The organism is Pseudomonas sp. SID14000, assembly GCF_002165135.1.
In the GTDB taxonomy this organism is placed as follows: domain Bacteria; phylum Pseudomonadota; class Gammaproteobacteria; order Pseudomonadales; family Pseudomonadaceae; genus Aquipseudomonas.
On sequence record NZ_NFZQ01000014.1, the window covers coordinates 34141 to 50454 of the forward strand.

General features: G+C 64.1%; 13 protein-coding genes. 9 read left to right on the top strand and 4 right to left on the bottom strand.

From position 1 onward, the window contains the following. The first annotated feature begins 105 nt into the window (after window positions 1-105). The gene (locus tag CAY82_RS20400) at window positions 106-993 is read left to right on the top strand and encodes a LysR family transcriptional regulator (RefSeq protein WP_087502810.1); all 888 of its coding nucleotides are present in this window, start codon (window positions 106-108) and stop codon (window positions 991-993) included. On the opposite strand, the gene CAY82_RS20405 is transcribed toward CAY82_RS20400, so the two are convergent. Then, on the bottom strand, window positions 981-1763 hold the full coding sequence (locus CAY82_RS20405; RefSeq protein WP_087502811.1) for an AraC family transcriptional regulator: 783 nt from the start codon (window positions 1761-1763) through the stop codon (window positions 981-983). The genes CAY82_RS20400 and CAY82_RS20405 overlap by 13 nt on opposite strands. Window positions 1764-2141: 378 nt before the next feature. Between CAY82_RS20405 and CAY82_RS20410 the strand changes: the two genes are divergently transcribed. From CAY82_RS20410 to CAY82_RS20430, 5 genes are all read left to right on the top strand, one after another. Then, window positions 2142-3758, top strand: coding sequence for an APC family permease (locus CAY82_RS20410; protein ID WP_087502812.1), 1617 nt, complete (start codon window positions 2142-2144; stop codon window positions 3756-3758). A gap of 23 nt (window positions 3759-3781) precedes the next feature. Further along, window positions 3782-4708, top strand: a complete 927-nt coding sequence (locus CAY82_RS20415; RefSeq protein WP_087502813.1) for a 4-hydroxyproline epimerase — start codon at window positions 3782-3784, stop codon at window positions 4706-4708. Window positions 4709-4753: 45 nt separating this feature from the next. After that, entirely contained in the window at window positions 4754-5701 is a 948-nt protein-coding gene (locus tag CAY82_RS20420) for a dihydrodipicolinate synthase family protein (RefSeq protein WP_087502814.1), read from the top strand. Between the two features lie 157 nt (window positions 5702-5858). Next, window positions 5859-7436 (top strand): aldehyde dehydrogenase (NADP(+)), encoded by a 1578-nt coding sequence (locus tag CAY82_RS20425; protein WP_087502815.1) that lies wholly within the window; start codon window positions 5859-5861, stop codon window positions 7434-7436. A gap of 2 nt (window positions 7437-7438) precedes the next feature. Then, window positions 7439-8686 (top strand): FAD-binding oxidoreductase, encoded by a 1248-nt coding sequence (locus CAY82_RS20430; protein ID WP_087502816.1) that lies wholly within the window; start codon window positions 7439-7441, stop codon window positions 8684-8686. Between the two features lie 123 nt (window positions 8687-8809). On the opposite strand, the gene xenA is transcribed toward CAY82_RS20430, so the two are convergent. Next, entirely contained in the window at window positions 8810-9901 is a 1092-nt protein-coding gene (gene xenA / locus CAY82_RS20435) for a xenobiotic reductase XenA (RefSeq protein ID WP_087502817.1), read from the bottom strand. 50 nt (window positions 9902-9951) lie between these two features. Here xenA and CAY82_RS20440 point away from each other — a divergent pair, with 50 nt between their 5' ends. Then, a complete protein-coding gene (locus CAY82_RS20440; protein WP_087502818.1) occupies window positions 9952-10287 on the top strand; it encodes a helix-turn-helix transcriptional regulator in 336 nt (111 codons plus the stop codon). A 167-nt stretch (window positions 10288-10454) separates the two neighbouring features. Here the strand turns inward: CAY82_RS20440 and mqo are convergent, their stop codons facing one another. Then, complete coding sequence (gene mqo / locus CAY82_RS20445; RefSeq protein WP_087502819.1) at window positions 10455-12092, bottom strand: malate dehydrogenase (quinone); 1638 nt, start codon at window positions 12090-12092, stop codon at window positions 10455-10457. A gap of 328 nt (window positions 12093-12420) precedes the next feature. Continuing rightward, on the bottom strand, window positions 12421-12612 hold the full coding sequence (locus CAY82_RS20450; RefSeq protein ID WP_003254720.1) for a YhfL family protein: 192 nt from the start codon (window positions 12610-12612) through the stop codon (window positions 12421-12423). Between the two features lie 573 nt (window positions 12613-13185). On the opposite strand from CAY82_RS20450, the gene CAY82_RS20455 reads away from it, so the two are divergent. Further along, window positions 13186-15099 carry an IucA/IucC family siderophore biosynthesis protein gene (locus tag CAY82_RS20455; protein ID WP_087502820.1) on the top strand — a complete coding sequence of 638 codons (1914 nt, stop codon included), beginning with the start codon at window positions 13186-13188 and terminating at the stop codon, window positions 15097-15099. Next, window positions 15089-16306 carry an MFS transporter gene (locus tag CAY82_RS20460; protein WP_087502821.1) on the top strand — a complete coding sequence of 406 codons (1218 nt, stop codon included), beginning with the start codon at window positions 15089-15091 and terminating at the stop codon, window positions 16304-16306. The genes CAY82_RS20455 and CAY82_RS20460 overlap by 11 nt, the downstream gene beginning before the upstream one ends. Window positions 16307-16314 lie beyond the last annotated feature (8 nt).

Here is a 16314-nt window from a genome sequence, read left to right on the forward strand (position 1 = left end):
GAGGCATGGCCCGGGGGCGTCCAATCGATATGGCATACCGGCTGATCAATGACATCTATCGCAGACCTGAGTTATGGTCTGCACAACCCGATACCAGGCACTTCCATGGACATCAAGCAGCTCAAGTTCCTCATCGCCCTCGACCAGACCCGCCACTTCGGCCAGGCAGCGGCGCTGTGCCATATCACTCAGCCGACGCTGTCCATGCGCCTGCGCAACCTGGAGGACGAACTGGACCTGGTGCTGGTCAAGCGTGGCCAGCGCTTCGAAGGTTTCACCGAGGCCGGCGAGCGCATCCTGGCCTGGGCCCGCACCCTGCTCGCCGCCCACGACGGCCTGCAGGCCGAGGCCGCCAGCTGCCGTGGCCAGGTGGTCGGCAGCCTGCGCCTGGGCACGGTGCCGCTGGCCAGTTTCAACCCCATGCACCTGCTGCTGCCGCTGCGTGAAAAATACCCCGAACTGCACTTCCAGCTCAGCTCGCTGAGCTCGGAACAGATCATCGACGGGCTCAGCCGCAACCAGCTCGACCTGGGCATCTGCTACCTGGACCAGGTCAACACCAGCTTCTTCGAAGTGATCGAACTGGGCACCACCACCATGGGCCTGCTGCACGATACCCGGCACTTCCAGTTCACCAGCGACACCCTGCGCTGGGACGAGCTAGGCAACATTCCGCTGGGCCTGCTGAGCAAGGGCATGCATTACCGCCAATCGCTGGACCTGAGTTTCCGCAGCCGTGGCCTGGAGCCGAATGCGGTGCTGGAAAGCGACTCGAGCTTCCAGCTGATCCAGGCCATCAACACCGGCATGTGCTGCGCAGTCATGCCGCTGGACTGCGGCCTGGAGGACCTGAGCGAGCACCTGCGCATCCTGCCGGTGGCCGATGCCGCCATCCACAGCCCGGTCGGCCTGCTGCTGCGCCGCAGCGAGCCGCGCTCGGCCATTGCCGAGCAGTGCTTCGATGAGGCGCGGGCGCTGTTTCAGGCCAGCTGAGCGCTGGTCGCCTGGCGGTACTGGCGCGGGGTGAAGCCGGTCAGTTGCTTGAACTGGCGGCTGAAGGCGCTGTGGTCGGTATAGCCACAGCACATCGCCACTTCAGTGATCGGCAGTTCCGAGTGCAGCAGGCGGTGGGCGTGCTCCAGGCGCGCCTTGTGGATCATCTGCCGTGGCGTGAGGTGGAACACCCGCTTGCAGTAGCGCTCCAGCTGGGCCACGGAAATGCCGGCGATACGGGTCAGCTCGCCCATGCTGATCGGCTGGTGGAAATGCCGGCGGATATGCTCGTCCACCGCCGCAAGGCGTTGGTAGGCGGGGTGGCTGTCGGCGGCTGATTGCAAATCGACCGAGATGCCGACCAGGCCGATGATCTCGCCGGCCTGGTCGTACAGCGGGCGCTTGTGGGTCAGGCACCAGCCAGGTTCGCGGCTGCCGTACAAGTGCAGCTCCAGCTGGTCCTCCAGCACCAGCCCTTCCTTGAGAACACGACGATCCTGCTCGGTGTAACCGGGGCCCAGCTGTGCCGGGAACACTTCGGCGCTGGTCTTGCCTAGCAGCGGTTGCAGGCGCTTGAGGCCGCAGCGCTGGACCAGGGTGTTGTTGGCCAGCACGTAGCGGGCGGCCGGGTCCTTGATGAAGATCGCGGCGTTGGGGATGGCGTCGAGGATTGGCAGCAGCAGGGAGACACCGGCGAGCAGCGCCTCGAGGCTGGCGGGGCGGTGCTGGTCGAGGGACTGGTACAGGGTTGCCAGGGGGGTGTTGGTCATCTGCTCTGTCTCGGTCTGCTGTGCCGGCCCTTTCGCGGGTAAACCCGCTCCCACAGGTACTGCGCAGCCCTCGAAGCTGCGGGGGTACCTGTGGGAGCGGGTTTACCCGCGAAAGGGCCGGCACAGCGAGTAAATGTCTAAAACCCTTATGCGGTATGGCTTACAGCCTATTCACCCCCCGTTCCTCTCGCCACTGTTTTTCTGCAACTGTGCCGATTTCGTCATCAGCCCTGCAGAAAACCATCAAGATCCGCCGCCCTGATCGGTCCACTCTATGCCCCACGCAAGCCGCCCCAAGTCCTACAAGAGCGCGGCCCGAAAAGCCGCATCTCGTGACATCAGACCTGCCTATCCAATAACCAACAAAAAGGCGAACCCATGTCAGGCAAATTCAAGAAACAGTTGTCATTGCTGGACCTCACCTTCATCGGCCTAGGCGCCATCTTCGGCTCCGGCTGGCTGTTCGCCGCCAGCCACGTCTCGGCCATCGCCGGCCCGGCCGGCATCCTGTCCTGGTTCCTTGGCGGCTTCGCCGTGCTGTTGCTGGGCATCGTCTATTGCGAACTGGGTGCTGCCCTGCCGCGCGCCGGGGGCGTGGTGCGCTACCCGGTTTACTCCCATGGCCCGCTGCTGGGCTACTTGATGGGCTTCATTACCCTGATCGCCTTTTCCAGCCTGATCGCCATCGAAGTGGTCGCTTCGCGCCAATACGCCGCCGCCTGGTTCCCCGGGCTGACCAAGGCCGGCTCCAGCGACCCGACTGTGCTCGGCTGGCTGGTGCAGTTCGCCCTGCTGGGGCTGTTCTTCTTCCTCAACTACCGCAGCGTGAAAACCTTCGCCAAGGCGAACAACCTGGTCAGCGTGTTCAAGTTCATCGTGCCGCTGCTGGTCATCGGCGTGCTGTTCACCTTCTTCAAGCCGGAAAACTTCGAGGTCCAGGGCTTTGCCCCGTTCGGTCTGTCCGGCGTTGAAATGGCGGTATCGGCCGGTGGCATCATCTTCGCCTACCTGGGCCTGACGCCGATCATTTCGGTGGCCAGTGAAGTGAAGAACCCACAGCGCACCATCCCGATCGCGCTGATCCTCTCGGTATTGCTGTCCACCGCGATCTACGCCCTGCTGCAACTGGCCTTCCTCGGCAGCGTGCCGACCGAAATGCTGAGCAACGGCTGGGCCGCAGTGACCAAGGAACTGGCCCTGCCCTACCGCGACATCGCCCTGGCCCTGGGTGTGGGCTGGCTGGCCTACCTGGTGGTGGCCGACGCGGTGATCTCGCCCAGCGGCTGCGGCAACATCTACATGAACGCCACCCCGCGCGTGGTCTACGGCTGGGCGCAGACCGGCACCTTCTTCAAGTACTTCACCCGCATCGATGCCGAGTCCGGCATCCCGCGCCCGGCGCTGTGGCTGACCTTCGGCCTGTCGGTGTTCTGGACCCTGCCCTTCCCGTCCTGGGAAGCACTGATCAACGTGGTTTCCGCCGCCCTGGTACTGAGCTACGCCGTGGCCCCGGTCACCGTCGCCGCACTGCGCCGCAACGCCCCCGACATGCCGCGCCCGTTCCGGGTCAAGGGCATGAGCGTGCTCGGCCCGCTGTCGTTCATCATCGCCGCGCTGATCGTGTACTGGTCGGGCTGGAAGACCGTGTCGTGGCTGCTGGCCCTGCAGATCGTCATGTTCGTCCTGTACCTGCTGTGCGGCCGTTTCGTGCCGACCCAGCACCTGTCGCTGACCCAGCAAGTGCGCTCGTCGGCGTGGCTGATCGGCTTCTACGCGGTGACCATCCTGCTGTCGTGGCTGGGCAGCTTCGGCGGCCTGGGAGTGCTCGACCACCCGCTCGACACCGTGGTCGTGGCCGCTTGTGCGCTGGGCATCTACTACTGGGGCGCGGCCACCGGCGTACCTGCGCACCTGGTGCGCCTGGAGGGCGAGGATGAAAGCGAAGCCTCCGCCGAAAGCTACCCAGGCCAGCGCCCTGCCGCCGTCGCCTCCTGACCTACTCTCGAATGGATATGCCCATGAAACACATTCACGTCATCGACTCGCACACCGGCGGGGAACCGACCCGCCTGGTGATGAAAGGCTTCCCGCAACTGCATGGCCGCAGCATGGCCGAGCAGCGCGACGAGCTGCGCGAGCTGCACGACCAATGGCGCCGCGCCTGCCTGCTGGAGCCTCGCGGCAACGATGTGCTGGTCGGTGCGCTGTACTGCCCACCGGTGTCGGCCGACGCCACGTGCGGGGTGATCTTCTTCAACAACGCTGGCTACCTGAACATGTGCGGCCACGGCACCATCGGCCTGGTCGCCTCGTTGCAGCACCTGGGCCTGATCGCACCGGGCGTGCACAAGATCGACACCCCGGTCGGCCAGGTCAGCGCCACCCTGCATGAAGACGGTGCCGTCACCGTCGGCAACGTGCCGTCCTACCGCTATCGCCAGCAAGTGCTGGTGGAGGTGCCCGGCCATGGCCAGGTACGCGGCGACATCGCCTGGGGTGGCAACTGGTTTTTCCTCGTCTCAGAACACGGCCAGCACATCGAACTGGGCAACCGCGAAGCGCTGACCGAGTACACCTGGGCGATGCTCAAGGCCCTCGAAGCCCAGGGCATCACCGGTGAAAACGGCGCCCCCATCGACCACATCGAACTGTTTGCCGACGATGCCAACGCCGACAGCCGCAACTTCGTGATGTGCCCCGGCAAGGCCTACGACCGCTCGCCCTGCGGCACGGGCACCAGCGCCAAGCTGGCCTGCCTGGCCGCCGACGGCAAGCTCGACGAAGGCCAGACCTGGGTACAGGCCAGTATCACCGGCAGCCAGTTCCAGGGCCGCTACGAGCGCGATGGCGAACGCATTCGCCCGTTCATCACCGGCCGCGCCTACATGACCGCCGACAGCACCCTGCTGATCGACGAACAGGACCCGTTCGCCTGGGGCATCTGACCCCGGCTTTTTCCAGAAAATCGAATATCGCGAGGAGTGACAACAATGACCAACAACATCTTCACCGGCACCATGCCCGCCCTGATGACCCCCTGCACCGCCGAGCGCAAGCCGGACTTCGACGCCCTGGTGCGCAAGGGCCGCGAGCTGATCGAAGCTGGCATGAGCGCCGTGGTGTACTGCGGCTCGATGGGCGACTGGCCGCTGCTGACCGAAGCCGAGCGCCAGGAGGGCGTGGCGCGCCTGGTGGCCGCCGGCATCCCGACCATCGTCGGTACCGGCGCGGTGAACACCCGTGAGGCGGTATCTCACGCCGCCCACGCGGCCAAGGTCGGTGCCGCCGGCCTGATGGTCATCCCCCGCGTGCTCAGCCGCGGCGCCTCGCTGATTGCCCAGAAGCACCACTTCTCGGCCATCCTGGCTGCCGCGCCGAAGCTGCCGGCGGTGATCTACAACAGCCCCTACTATGGTTTTGCCACCCGCGCCGACCTGTTCTTCGAACTGCGCCGCGAGTTCCCCAACCTGATCGGCTTCAAGGAGTTCGGCGGTGGCGCCGACCTGCGCTACGCCGCCGAGCACATCACCTCCAAGGATGACGACGTGACCCTGATGGTCGGCGTCGACACCCAGGTGGTGCATGGCTTCGTCAACTGCAACGCCACCGGCGCCATCACCGGCATCGGCAACGCCCTGCCGCGTGAGGTGCTGCACCTGGTGAGCCTGAGCAAGCAGGCGGCCAAGGGTGATGCCAAGGCCCGCCGCCTGGCACGGGAACTGGAAGCGGCACTGGCGGTGCTGTCATCGTTCGATGAAGGCTGCGACCTGGTCCTCTACTACAAGCACCTGATGGTGCTGAATGGTGACAGCGAATACAGCCTGCACTTCAACGAGACCGACGTGCTGACCGACGCCCAGCGCAACTATGCCGAGCAGCAGTACGCGCTGTTCCGCACCTGGTACGCCAGCTGGTCGGCTGAGCAGAACATCGCCTGATCGCCTGATTCCAGGCCGAGCCGCAGCCCCTGTGGGAGCGGGTTCACCCGCGAACACCGGCGAAGCCGGTGCCAGGCACCGAGTCGCCTGCTTCGCGGGTAAACCCGCTCCCTCAAGAGTTGCGGTCTCCCTTGATATTGATTCCAAAGGAGGCTCCATGACCCTCACAGGCAACCTGCTGATCGGCCAGACGCCGGTAACCGGCAGCCGCGAAGCCATCCGCGCCATCGACCCGGCCACCGGCCAGGCGCTGGAACCGGCCTACCTCGGCGGCACCGGCGAACACGTGGCCAAGGCCTGCACTCTGGCCTGGGCAGCGTTCGATGCCTACCGTGAAACCTCGCTCGAGCAACGGGCACAATTCCTCGAAACCATCGCTACGCAGATCGAGGCGCTGGGCGATGCCCTGATCGACCGCGCCGTGGCCGAAAGCGGCCTGCCCAAGGCGCGCATCCAGGGCGAACGTGGCCGCACCTGCACCCAGCTGCGCACCTTCGCCCGTGTGGTGCGGGCCGGCGAATGGCTGGACGTGCGGGTAGACAACGCCCTGCCCGAGCGCCAGCCCCTGCCGCGCGCCGACCTGCGCCAGCGCCAGGTGGCTTTGGGGCCGGTGGCGGTATTCGGCGCCAGCAATTTCCCTTTGGCCTTCTCGGTGGCCGGTGGCGACACCGCCTCGGCCCTGGCCGCCGGTTGCCCGGTGGTGGTCAAGGCCCACGGCGCCCACCCGGGCACCAGCGAACTGGTCGGCCAGGCAGTGGCAAAGGCCGTGAAGCAGTGCGGCTTGCCGGCCGGTGTGTTTTCGCTGTTGTACGGCTCCGGTCGTGAAGTGGGCATTGCGCTGGTCAGCGACCCACGCATCAAGGCCGTTGGCTTTACCGGCTCGCGTAGCGGTGGCATTGCGCTGTGCCAGGCGGCCCAGGCCCGCCCGGAGCCGATCCCGGTGTACGCCGAAATGAGCTCGATCAACCCGGTGTTCCTGTTCGACAGCGCCCTGCAAACCCGCGCCGAGGCACTGGCACAAGGCTTCGTCGCCTCGCTGACCCAGGGCGCTGGCCAGTTCTGCACCAACCCCGGCCTGGTGATAGCCCGCCAAGGGCCGGCGTTGCAGCGCTTCATCGACGCCGCCAGCGAACACGTGCGCCAGGCTGCTGCACAGACCATGCTCACCCCGGGCATCTTCAGTGCCTACCAGGCCGGTGTCGGCGCCCTGGCCGCAAACGCCAATGCCCAGGCCGCCGCCAGTGGCCAGGCCGGGCAAGGCCCCAACCAGTGCCAGGCGCAGCTGTTCGTGACCCAGGCCGAAGCGTTCCTTGCCGACCCGGCCTTGCAGGCCGAAATCTTCGGCGCGGCGTCGCTGGTGGTGGCCTGCGCCAACGATGAGCAGGTCCGCCAGGTGGCCGAACATCTGGAAGGCCAGTTGACCGCCACCCTGCAACTGGACGACGCCGACATCGACAGCGCCCGCGCCCTGCTGCCAACCCTTGAACGCAAGGCCGGGCGCATCCTGGTCAATGGCTGGCCGACCGGTGTAGAGGTGTGCGACGCGATGGTCCACGGCGGGCCGTTCCCGGCCACCTCCGATGCCCGCACCACCTCGGTGGGCACGGCGGCGATCCTGCGCTTCCTGCGCCCGGTGTGCTACCAGGACTTCCCCGATGCCCTGCTGCCGCAGGCGCTGAAGCACGGCAACCCGCTGCACCTGCGGCGCCTGCTCGACGGTAAACGGGAAGGCTAAGGATGCTCGAAACCGCTGAAACCGATATCGCCGTGGTCGGCGCCGGCATTGTCGGCGTCGCCTGTGCCCTGCAACTGGCCCGCCAGGGCCGCCGGGTAACGCTGGTCGACCGCCAGGCACCCGGCCAGGGCGCGTCCTACGGGAATGCCGGGCACCTGGCAACCGAGCAGGTGTTCCCGATTGCCGACCTGTCGATCCTCAAACGCCTGCCGCGCATGCTGCTGGACCCGATGGGCCCGCTGCGCCTGGACTGGAAGTACCTGCCCAAGGCCATGCCCTGGTTCACCCGCCTGCTGCTCAACCTGCGCCCGGGCCCGTTTCAGCGCAGCGTGGCCGGCATTCGCACATTGAACGAAGGCAGCCTGGGTGCCTGGCAGCGGTTGCTGGGCTCGATCGGGCGCAGCGAACTGTTCCAGGAAGATGGCTCGTTGCTGGTGTTCGAGCGACCGGAGTCGCGCCAGGTGCTGGAGGCCTTGCGTGCACGCATGCAACAGCAGGCGGTAGCGGTGGACTTCTGGTCGGCAGAAACCGTACGCGCAGCGGCGCCGCAACTGAGCCCGTCACTGCTGGGCGGGCTGTTCTTCCCGCGTACCGGCCACTTCATCGACCCCTACCGGGTGGTGTGCGAATTGTTCGAAGCGGCCAAGGCCAGCGGCGTGCGTTTTGTCCAGGCACAGGTCGATGGCGGACGGCTGCACAGCGGCGGGGTCAGCCTGGCCTGCGACCAGGGCACGCTCGATGCCCGCCAGGTGCTGATCAGTTGTGGCGCGCACTCTGCGCGGTTGACCAGCGCGTTGACCGGCAAGCAGGTGCCACTGGACACCGAGCGCGGCTATCACCTGATGTTGCCTGGCGAGCATCAGCGTTTGCCGTTTGCAGTTACTTCACTGGAGCGCAAGTTCATCATGACGCCCATGGCCGGGGGCTTGCGTCTGGCCGGCACGGTGGAATTCGCCGGGCTCGACGCGCCGCCAAGCATGCAGCGGGCGTGGCAGTTGCACCGGTTGAGCAAGGGCTTGTTCCAGCGGGATCTGAGTGTGGAGGGAGCGACACCATGGATGGGCTTCCGGCCTTCGTTGCCGGATTCGTTGCCGGTGATCGACCGGGTGTGTGATGGGCGAGTGCTGTTGGCATTCGGGCATCAGCACCTGGGATTGACCCAGGCGGCGGTGACGGCGGAGTGGGTGGGGCGGTTGGCTGACAGGGACAGTGGGGCTGATATGGCGGCTTACCGGTTGGACCGGTTTTAGCCTGTACTGTCCTCTTCGCGGGTGAACCCGCTCCCACAGGGATCGCACAGGCCTTGAGAGCAGTGGAGATCCTGTGGGAGCGGGTTTACCCGCGAATGGGCTGCAAAGCAGCCCCTTCATGCCTTAGCGATAACGCTCCAGCCAGTGCGCATATGGTGCCGGCAAGGTCCAGGAGGCTTTCTCCACCCCCAGCTCCTTGGCCGCAAAATATGCCCAGTGCGGGTCTGCCAGGTGCGCACGCCCTACCGATACCAGGTCCAGCTGGTTGGCCTGCAGCGCCGCTTCCGCCAGTTGCGGCGTACCAAAACCCCACGCCGAGGTCACCGGCAGCTTCGCCTCACGGCGCACGCGCTCGGCAATCGGCCCCATGAACGCCGGGCCCCACGGGATCTTGGTGTCGGGAATGATGAAGCCGACACTCACGCTCAGCAGGTCGAGGCCGCCAGCCTTGAAGCGGCGCGCCAGCTCGATCGACTCTTCCAGGGTCTGCTCATCGCGGCCATCGTATTCCAGCACACCAAAACGCGCGGTCAGTGGCAGGTTTTCTGGCCATACCTCACGCACCGCAGCCAGGGTTTCCAGCAGGAAGCGGCTGCGGTTGTCAAAGCTGCCACCGTAGGCATCGATACGCTTGTTGGAGTGCTCGGAGAAGAAGCTCTGGCCCAGGTAACCATGGGCAAAGTGCAGCTCGATCCACTCGAAGCCGGCATCACGCGCCCGGCGGGCGGCATCGACGAAGTCCTGCTTGACCCGGGCGATGTCGTCCAGGGTCATCTCGCGCGGCACTTGCGGCAGGTGTGCACCGAAGGCGATGGCGGACGGGGCGATGGTTTCCCAACCGCGGGGGTCGCCGGCAGCGATGTGGTCATCGCCTTCCCACGGGCGGTTGGCGCTGGCCTTGCGCCCGGCATGGGCAATCTGGATACCCGGCACGGAACCGGCGGCCTTGATTGCCTGCACCACTGGCACGAAAGCCTGGGCGTGGGCATCGCTCCAGATACCGGCGCAACCGGGGGTGATGCGCCCTTCCGGTGCCACGGCAGTGGCCTCGACCACCAGCAGGCCGGCACCACCACGGGCCAGGCCGGCCAGGTGCACGTGGTGCCAGTCGTTGATCATGCCGTCCTCGGCCATGTACTGGCACATCGGCGGGATGGCAATGCGGTTGCGCAGGGTAACGTCCTTGAGGGTGTACGGTTCGAACAAGGCGGACATGGGGAAGCTCCCGGGCTGTTTGATTACGATTGTTCGATCATAATCGAACTATGGCAATTAATGATAGCCCCGTTATCATGACGACCATGCGAGCCTATCAACATCCCAATTCTGAAGACCTCACCCTGGAACGCCTGCTCTATGCCCTGAGCGACCCGGTGCGCCTGGGTATCGTGCGCCACCTGGCGGGCGTGGCCGAAGCCAGCTGCGGCGAGCTGGACGGCGGCCGGCCGAAGTCGAGCATGTCCCACCATTTTCGCGTGCTGCGTGATGCGGGGTTGGTGCATACCCGCAATGTGGGGACTATGCATATGAATTCGTTGCGTAGCGAGATGCTGGCGGAGCGGTTTCCCGGGTTGCTGGACTGCATTCTGCGGCAGCAATGATTTTCCTGTGCCGGCCTCTTCGCGGGTAAACCCGCTCCCACACGGACCGCGCTGGCCACAGGCTTGGCGCTATCCCTGTGGGAGCGGGTTTACCCGCGAAAGGGCCGGAACAGGCAACAAAAAAGCCACGAGGTCTCCCCCGTGGCTTCTCTCACAACAATAGCCGCTTACAGCGCCATGTCATTCTCAGGCTTGCTCTCAACCGGCTGGCTCGGTGCAACCGTGGTGCCGACGCTCTCGTCGATCACCGGTGGCTTCTCCAGCTGCAGCACTTCAGCTGTGTAGTTCCACTCTTTCTGGGTGGCTGCCGCCGACTCGTTCAGCTTGGTGCCGTAGCTAGGCACGATCTGCTTGATCTTGGCCTGCCACTCAGGGGTAGCGACCTTCTCCTTGAACACGGTTTCCAGCACGTTCAGCATGATCGGTGCAGCAGTCGAAGCACCTGGCGATGCACCCAGCAGGCCGGCAATGGTGCGGTCTTCGGAAGCAACCACTTCGGTGCCCAGCTTCAGCACGCCACCTTTCTCGGCATCACGCTTGATGATCTGCACGCGCTGGCCGGCCTGCCACAGGCGCCAGTCTTCCTTCTTGGCGTTCGGGAAGTAGGTGCGCAGGGCTTCGAAGCGGTCATCATCAGACAGCATCAGCTGGCCAGCGAGGTATTCCACCAGCGGGTACTGATCGATGCCGACCTTGGTCATCGGCCACACGTTGTGGGTGGTGGTGCTGCTCAGCAGGTCCAGGTACGAGCCGTTCTTCAGGAACTTGGTCGAGAAGGTGGCGAATGGGCCGAACAGGATCACGCGCTTGCCATCCAGCACGCGGGTGTCCAGGTGCGGAACCGACATGGGTGGCGCGCCGGTCGAGGCGATGCCGTAGGCCTTGGCCATGTGCTGCATGGCCACGGTCGGGTTCTCGGTCACCAGGAACGAGCCGCCCACCGGGAAGCCTGCGTATTCCTTGGCTTCAGGAATGCCCGACTTCTGCAGCAGCTTCAGCGCGCCGCCGCCGGCACCGATGAACAGGAACTTGGCGTCGGTGGCCGATTCGCTACCGTCCTTCAGGTTCTTGTACTCGACGTGCCACGAGCCGTCCTTGTTGCGGGTGATGTCCTGCACTTCGCTGGACAGCTTCAGGTCGAAGTTTTTCTGGGTTTTCAGGTGGCCGACGAACTGTCGGGTGATCTCGCCGAAGTTGACGTCGGTGCCGATCGGCGTCCAGGTCACGGCCAGCTTCTGGTTCGGGTCGCGGCCTTCCATCATCAGCGGGACCCACTTGGCGATCTGCGCATGGTCCTCGGAGTACTGCATCGGGCGGAACAGCGGGCTGGCCTGCAGCGCGTCGTAACGCTTCTTCAGGAACTTGATGTTGTCATCGCCCCACACGAAGCTCATGTGCGGCGTGGTGTTGATGAACGAGTGCGGGTTCTTCAGCACGCCCTGGCGGACCTGCCAGGCCCAGAACTGGCGGGAGACCTGGAAGGCCTCGTTGATTTCGATGGCCTTGGCGATGTTGACGTTGCCGTCTTTGTCTTCCGGGGTGTAGTTCAGCTCGGCCAGCGCGGAGTGGCCGGTACCGGCGTTGTTCCAGCCGTTGGAGCTTTCTTCGGCCACGCCATCCAGGCGCTCTACCATTTCCATCGACCAGCTTGGCTCCAGCTCGTGCAGCCACACGGCCAGGGTCGAGCTCATGATGCCGCCGCCGACCAGCAGCACGTCTACTTTCTTGGTTTCTGCGGCGTGCGCTTGCATGAAGCTTGCAGCGACAGCCAGACCTAGCAAGGTCTTGCCAGCTTTCTTGAACATTGATCAATTCCAGTCAGGAGAACAGAGGGCGGGCCTGTGGCTGGCCCAGGTAAAGCGTGTTCTGCAGCGCAAGCTTGTTGTTGATCATTGTTCAGCAGCCAGAGAACCAGAAAACGACTCGGCCTTTTGTCGAATTGACCGACATGGCTGAATCGTTTTTCCGATTGTAGCTTAAATGCCAGCGCAAACAAATTACCGGTCGGAACGTCAAGGCGACGGGTTGCCCCAGTGGCAGATTGTCACGCCGAAAAACAAAAACCCCCGATCATCTACATGACCGGGGGCCTTGGATCACGCCGCAAGCGTCGCGATCTGGGTACCGCCAAGATTACTGCTGCTGAGGCAGTTTATCGATCGGGCCGCAGCCACCGATGATCTTGGAGATGGAAACCGAAGGGTGGAACAGGTAGTCGTAGGTGCAGTTTTTCGGCTGGTTGTAAACCTGACCAGTGCAACCCGACAGCAGGGCAACACCCGAAACGACAGCAACGGCTACGGTAGCCTTGAACAGCTTTTTCATACTAAATCCTTTATATGAATCATCTTCGGCCATCGTCTGATGGCGACGGGATGATACAGAACCTGGGCAATGGATCCAAGCAGCGCATGGCCTTCTTCGCGGGCGTGCCCGCGAAGAAGCCGGTACAGACACCCAGGATCCAAGGGAAATTCACCAATGCCCACCGACGACACCATAAAAAGCCCCTGAAAACTTTCGTTTCCGGGGGCTTCATCTTGTATGACGGAAAGATAGGGATTGACGAAGCCGGTCGATCAGGCCCGGATTGGCAATGTGAGCTCAGCGTGCGACGCCTCTGCCGACTGCTTGCTTGCCCCGCCAAAACACCTCGCCGTTGATAGTTAGAGTTGTACCAAAACACTTTGTTGCGGCGCAGAAAACCGACATGAAAATTGATAAAACAGTCAAGTTCATGCCATGTAATGGCCAGCACGTAGATTCCCTTAGGCCAAGTAAGCCTAGTTGGTGGCATGCGTAAAAAGAACACGTAAATAAAATTGATAATCTCTTGCATTTGCATCTTTGCCTTTGTAGTCTCTGCCCGCCGCCAAACTTCCGCGACAAGGATTTCGTATGTTCCCCCTCTCCAAACCTTCGGAGCAGCTGCTGCTGTCTCGCTGGGCACAGGCCCTGTGCACGCCACAATTCGAAGCCCGGTCCATTACCCTCTCGCACTTGCAGGCCGCACTAGAGCCGGCTCGCAACCGCAGCCTGCAACGCCTGACCCAGGCGCTGCTCAGAGAAGGCCTGATTCGTAACAGCGCCTCGCTTTCCTTACCGACCCCGCGCATCGACCTGCCAGGGGGAACATCGAGCGTCAGCTTCGACTACCTGCGCCCCGGCGGCATGAATAGCTGGGATCTGCGCGGTTACGTTTACGTTCACCGCACAAACGCTGCCGATCACCGCATCGCCTGGCCGTCAGAACTCCTGACTGTCTTGAGTGATGCCTTCGAACAAGCGCCCAGCCAGGCCGTGATCAAAAGGCTGGCGGTCGAACTGGACGACAGCCTGATCAATGACACGCTGTGCCTGGCCTATCACGACAACTGGTCACGATCCCTGGCAGAACAAAGCGGTAACGCAGGTCTGTTGGCCGCCCTGCAGCGCATGGATGCGCCGTTCAACCCGTCAATTCTTCTGGAACAATGGGGCACACTCGGGCACCCGTGGCATCCCAACTACAAGACCAAGTTAGGATTGAATACCGACCAAGTTATCAACTATTCGCCTGAGTTCTGCGCAACACTTGATATTCAACTGTATGCACTTCATCGCCAGTACGCTCATGTGGAAAAGTTGCCTGGCACCGAAGACTACTGGCACTGGTGGAGCGAACACTTCCCTGAAGCCGCGCGGCAACTCGAACATCATCTGACGGCCTGCGGCCTGGCCATTGACGACTACTTGCCCTTGCCGGTGCACCCCTGGCAAGCCGACGAGGCATTGGCCCAGGATTTCACCGGGGAAATGTCGGATCGCCTGTTGATCAAGACCGATATCGTCGCCTTCAACGCGGCCCCGACCATGTCCTTCCGGACCGTGCTGCCGCAAGCCAGCCGCACCGCCCCGATGGTCAAGTTGCCGGTTTCGCTGCGACTCACCAGCGTGCAGCGCACGGTATCGCCACGCTCGGCACGCATGGGCCCACGGATAAGCCACCTGCTGCTGCAGATTCTGGAGCGTGAACCCGACCTTGCGGCGCTGCTGGACATCGTGCCGGAGCGCATCGGCGTCCACTACACCCCCGCCCCGGCCAACGATGATCACGCCCGTCATCTCGGCACCTTGTACCGCGACAACCCCTGGAGCCGGCTGGCGGAGGGTGAAATCGCGATCCCCGTGGGCAGCCTGTTCGCCACGGACGAAGCGCAGAACCCCTTGGTACGCCAATGGGTGAAGCTCACGACCGGCCGTGACGACCGCGCGGCCATGGTGGAATTCTTCACCCGCTACATCGGTATCGCCGTCCCCGCCCTGCTCGGCATGTACCTCAAGTACGGTGTGGCGTTCGAAGCCCACCAGCAGAACAGTTTCATGGTCATGGGCACCGATGGCGCGCCGGCACGCCTGCTGATTCGCGACTTCGGCGATATCCGCATCGACCGTGCGAGCCTCCACGCCCACGGCCTCGATCTGGTTTTGCATGACCCGAAGATGACCCTGTTCGACGACGACGCCTTCGTCCGCGACAAGCTGCTGCACACCACCTTCATGTGCCACCTGGGTGAACTGGTGCTGCTCTGTGCGCGTCACTGGGAGGCAGCGGAGGACGACCTCTGGGCGCTGCTCGCCCGCCAGGTCGAAAACTGCTTCTCGTCGCTCGAATCGCAGGTGCGCCCCGAGCGCTGGGTGCAGGAACGTGAAGCCTTGCTCGAACTGGACTGGCCGGCCAAGTCGTTCATGCGCATGCGCCTGATCGACGGCCACGCCGACATCGTCGGGCGCCTGGCCAACCCCCTGCGAGCAGGTGCCGATGAACGCTAATGCATTCGCCTTGCGACTGCTGATCGTCATCCAGCTGCTGTCGATGGGGGCCATGGAAATGAGCGGCCCCTTCTGGCCGCTGCAGATCCAGGCGCTGGCAGGTGATATCGGCAGCAACCTGACCGCCGTACTGTCTTCGGCGGTCTACGCCGGGCCCATGGTGGCGGCGATGTTGCTGACCCCATTCTGGGGGCGCCTGGGTGACCGTACCGGCCACAAGCCCATGATCCTGCGGGCATTGCTGGCCCTGGCACTTTGCCAGGGCCTGGCAGCGATCATCAGCAACGCCTGGGGGCTGGTCGCTATCCGCATTGCCCAAGGTGCACTGGCCGGCTTTCTCGCCGCGGCCCAGGCCTATGCGCTGCACTGGTGCGATGCCACCTCGCGTGGCCGCACTCTGGCACACCTGCAGTCGGCCACCGCTGTGGGGTCGTTGCTGGGCCCGGCGCTGGGCGGATGGCTGATCGACAGTTCTGGCTTCGCCCTGCTCTGCTTCAGCGCCACCGGCATCTGCCTGGCGTGTGCCCTGGCCGCCCTCTGGCTGCCAGCGGACCCGCCGCATCATCGGCCATCGAAACAGCCGGGCAGTAAAGCCGAGGCCCTGCCCAAGCGCTGGCTCGGCGGGATCCTGCTGGTCATCGTGCTGATCCAGGCTGCCAAGATCATGCCGCAGCCGTTCTATGCCCTGTATGTCTCACAAGTGCTCGCGGCACCCAGCTGGCTGATCGGCGCAACCTATGGCGCCAGTGCGCTGACCCTGGCGCTCTCGGCGCCGCTGTGGGGGCGGCTGTTTGATCGCCTGCAACCCGCACGCACCCTGAGGGTGATCGAGCTGGTCGCCTGGTTGTGCGCCGCCACCCTGGCCGCGACGGCCCTGGTCGGAGAATGGCCGGCCTTCCTGGCCACCCGGCTGATCTGGGGTGCCTGGCAAGGTGCCTTGCTACCGGTGGCCTACATGCTGATCGCCTCAACGGTCAGTCATCAGCAGCAGGGCTTCGCCATGGGCCTGGGTAACAGCGCGGCCAAGGCCGGCGCCTTGCTCGGCACCGTGCTCGGTGGCGCCGCCATGGCCATCGCCGGCCTGCACCATGCCTTCTGGTTCGTCGCCCTGGCCTACCTGGGTGCCGCGCTGTTCATCGGCATCATACGGCGCAGCCACAACGCTTCACCTTCGTTCTTTTCTGCCACCCCTTCCAATAACACCTAGAAAAGCAC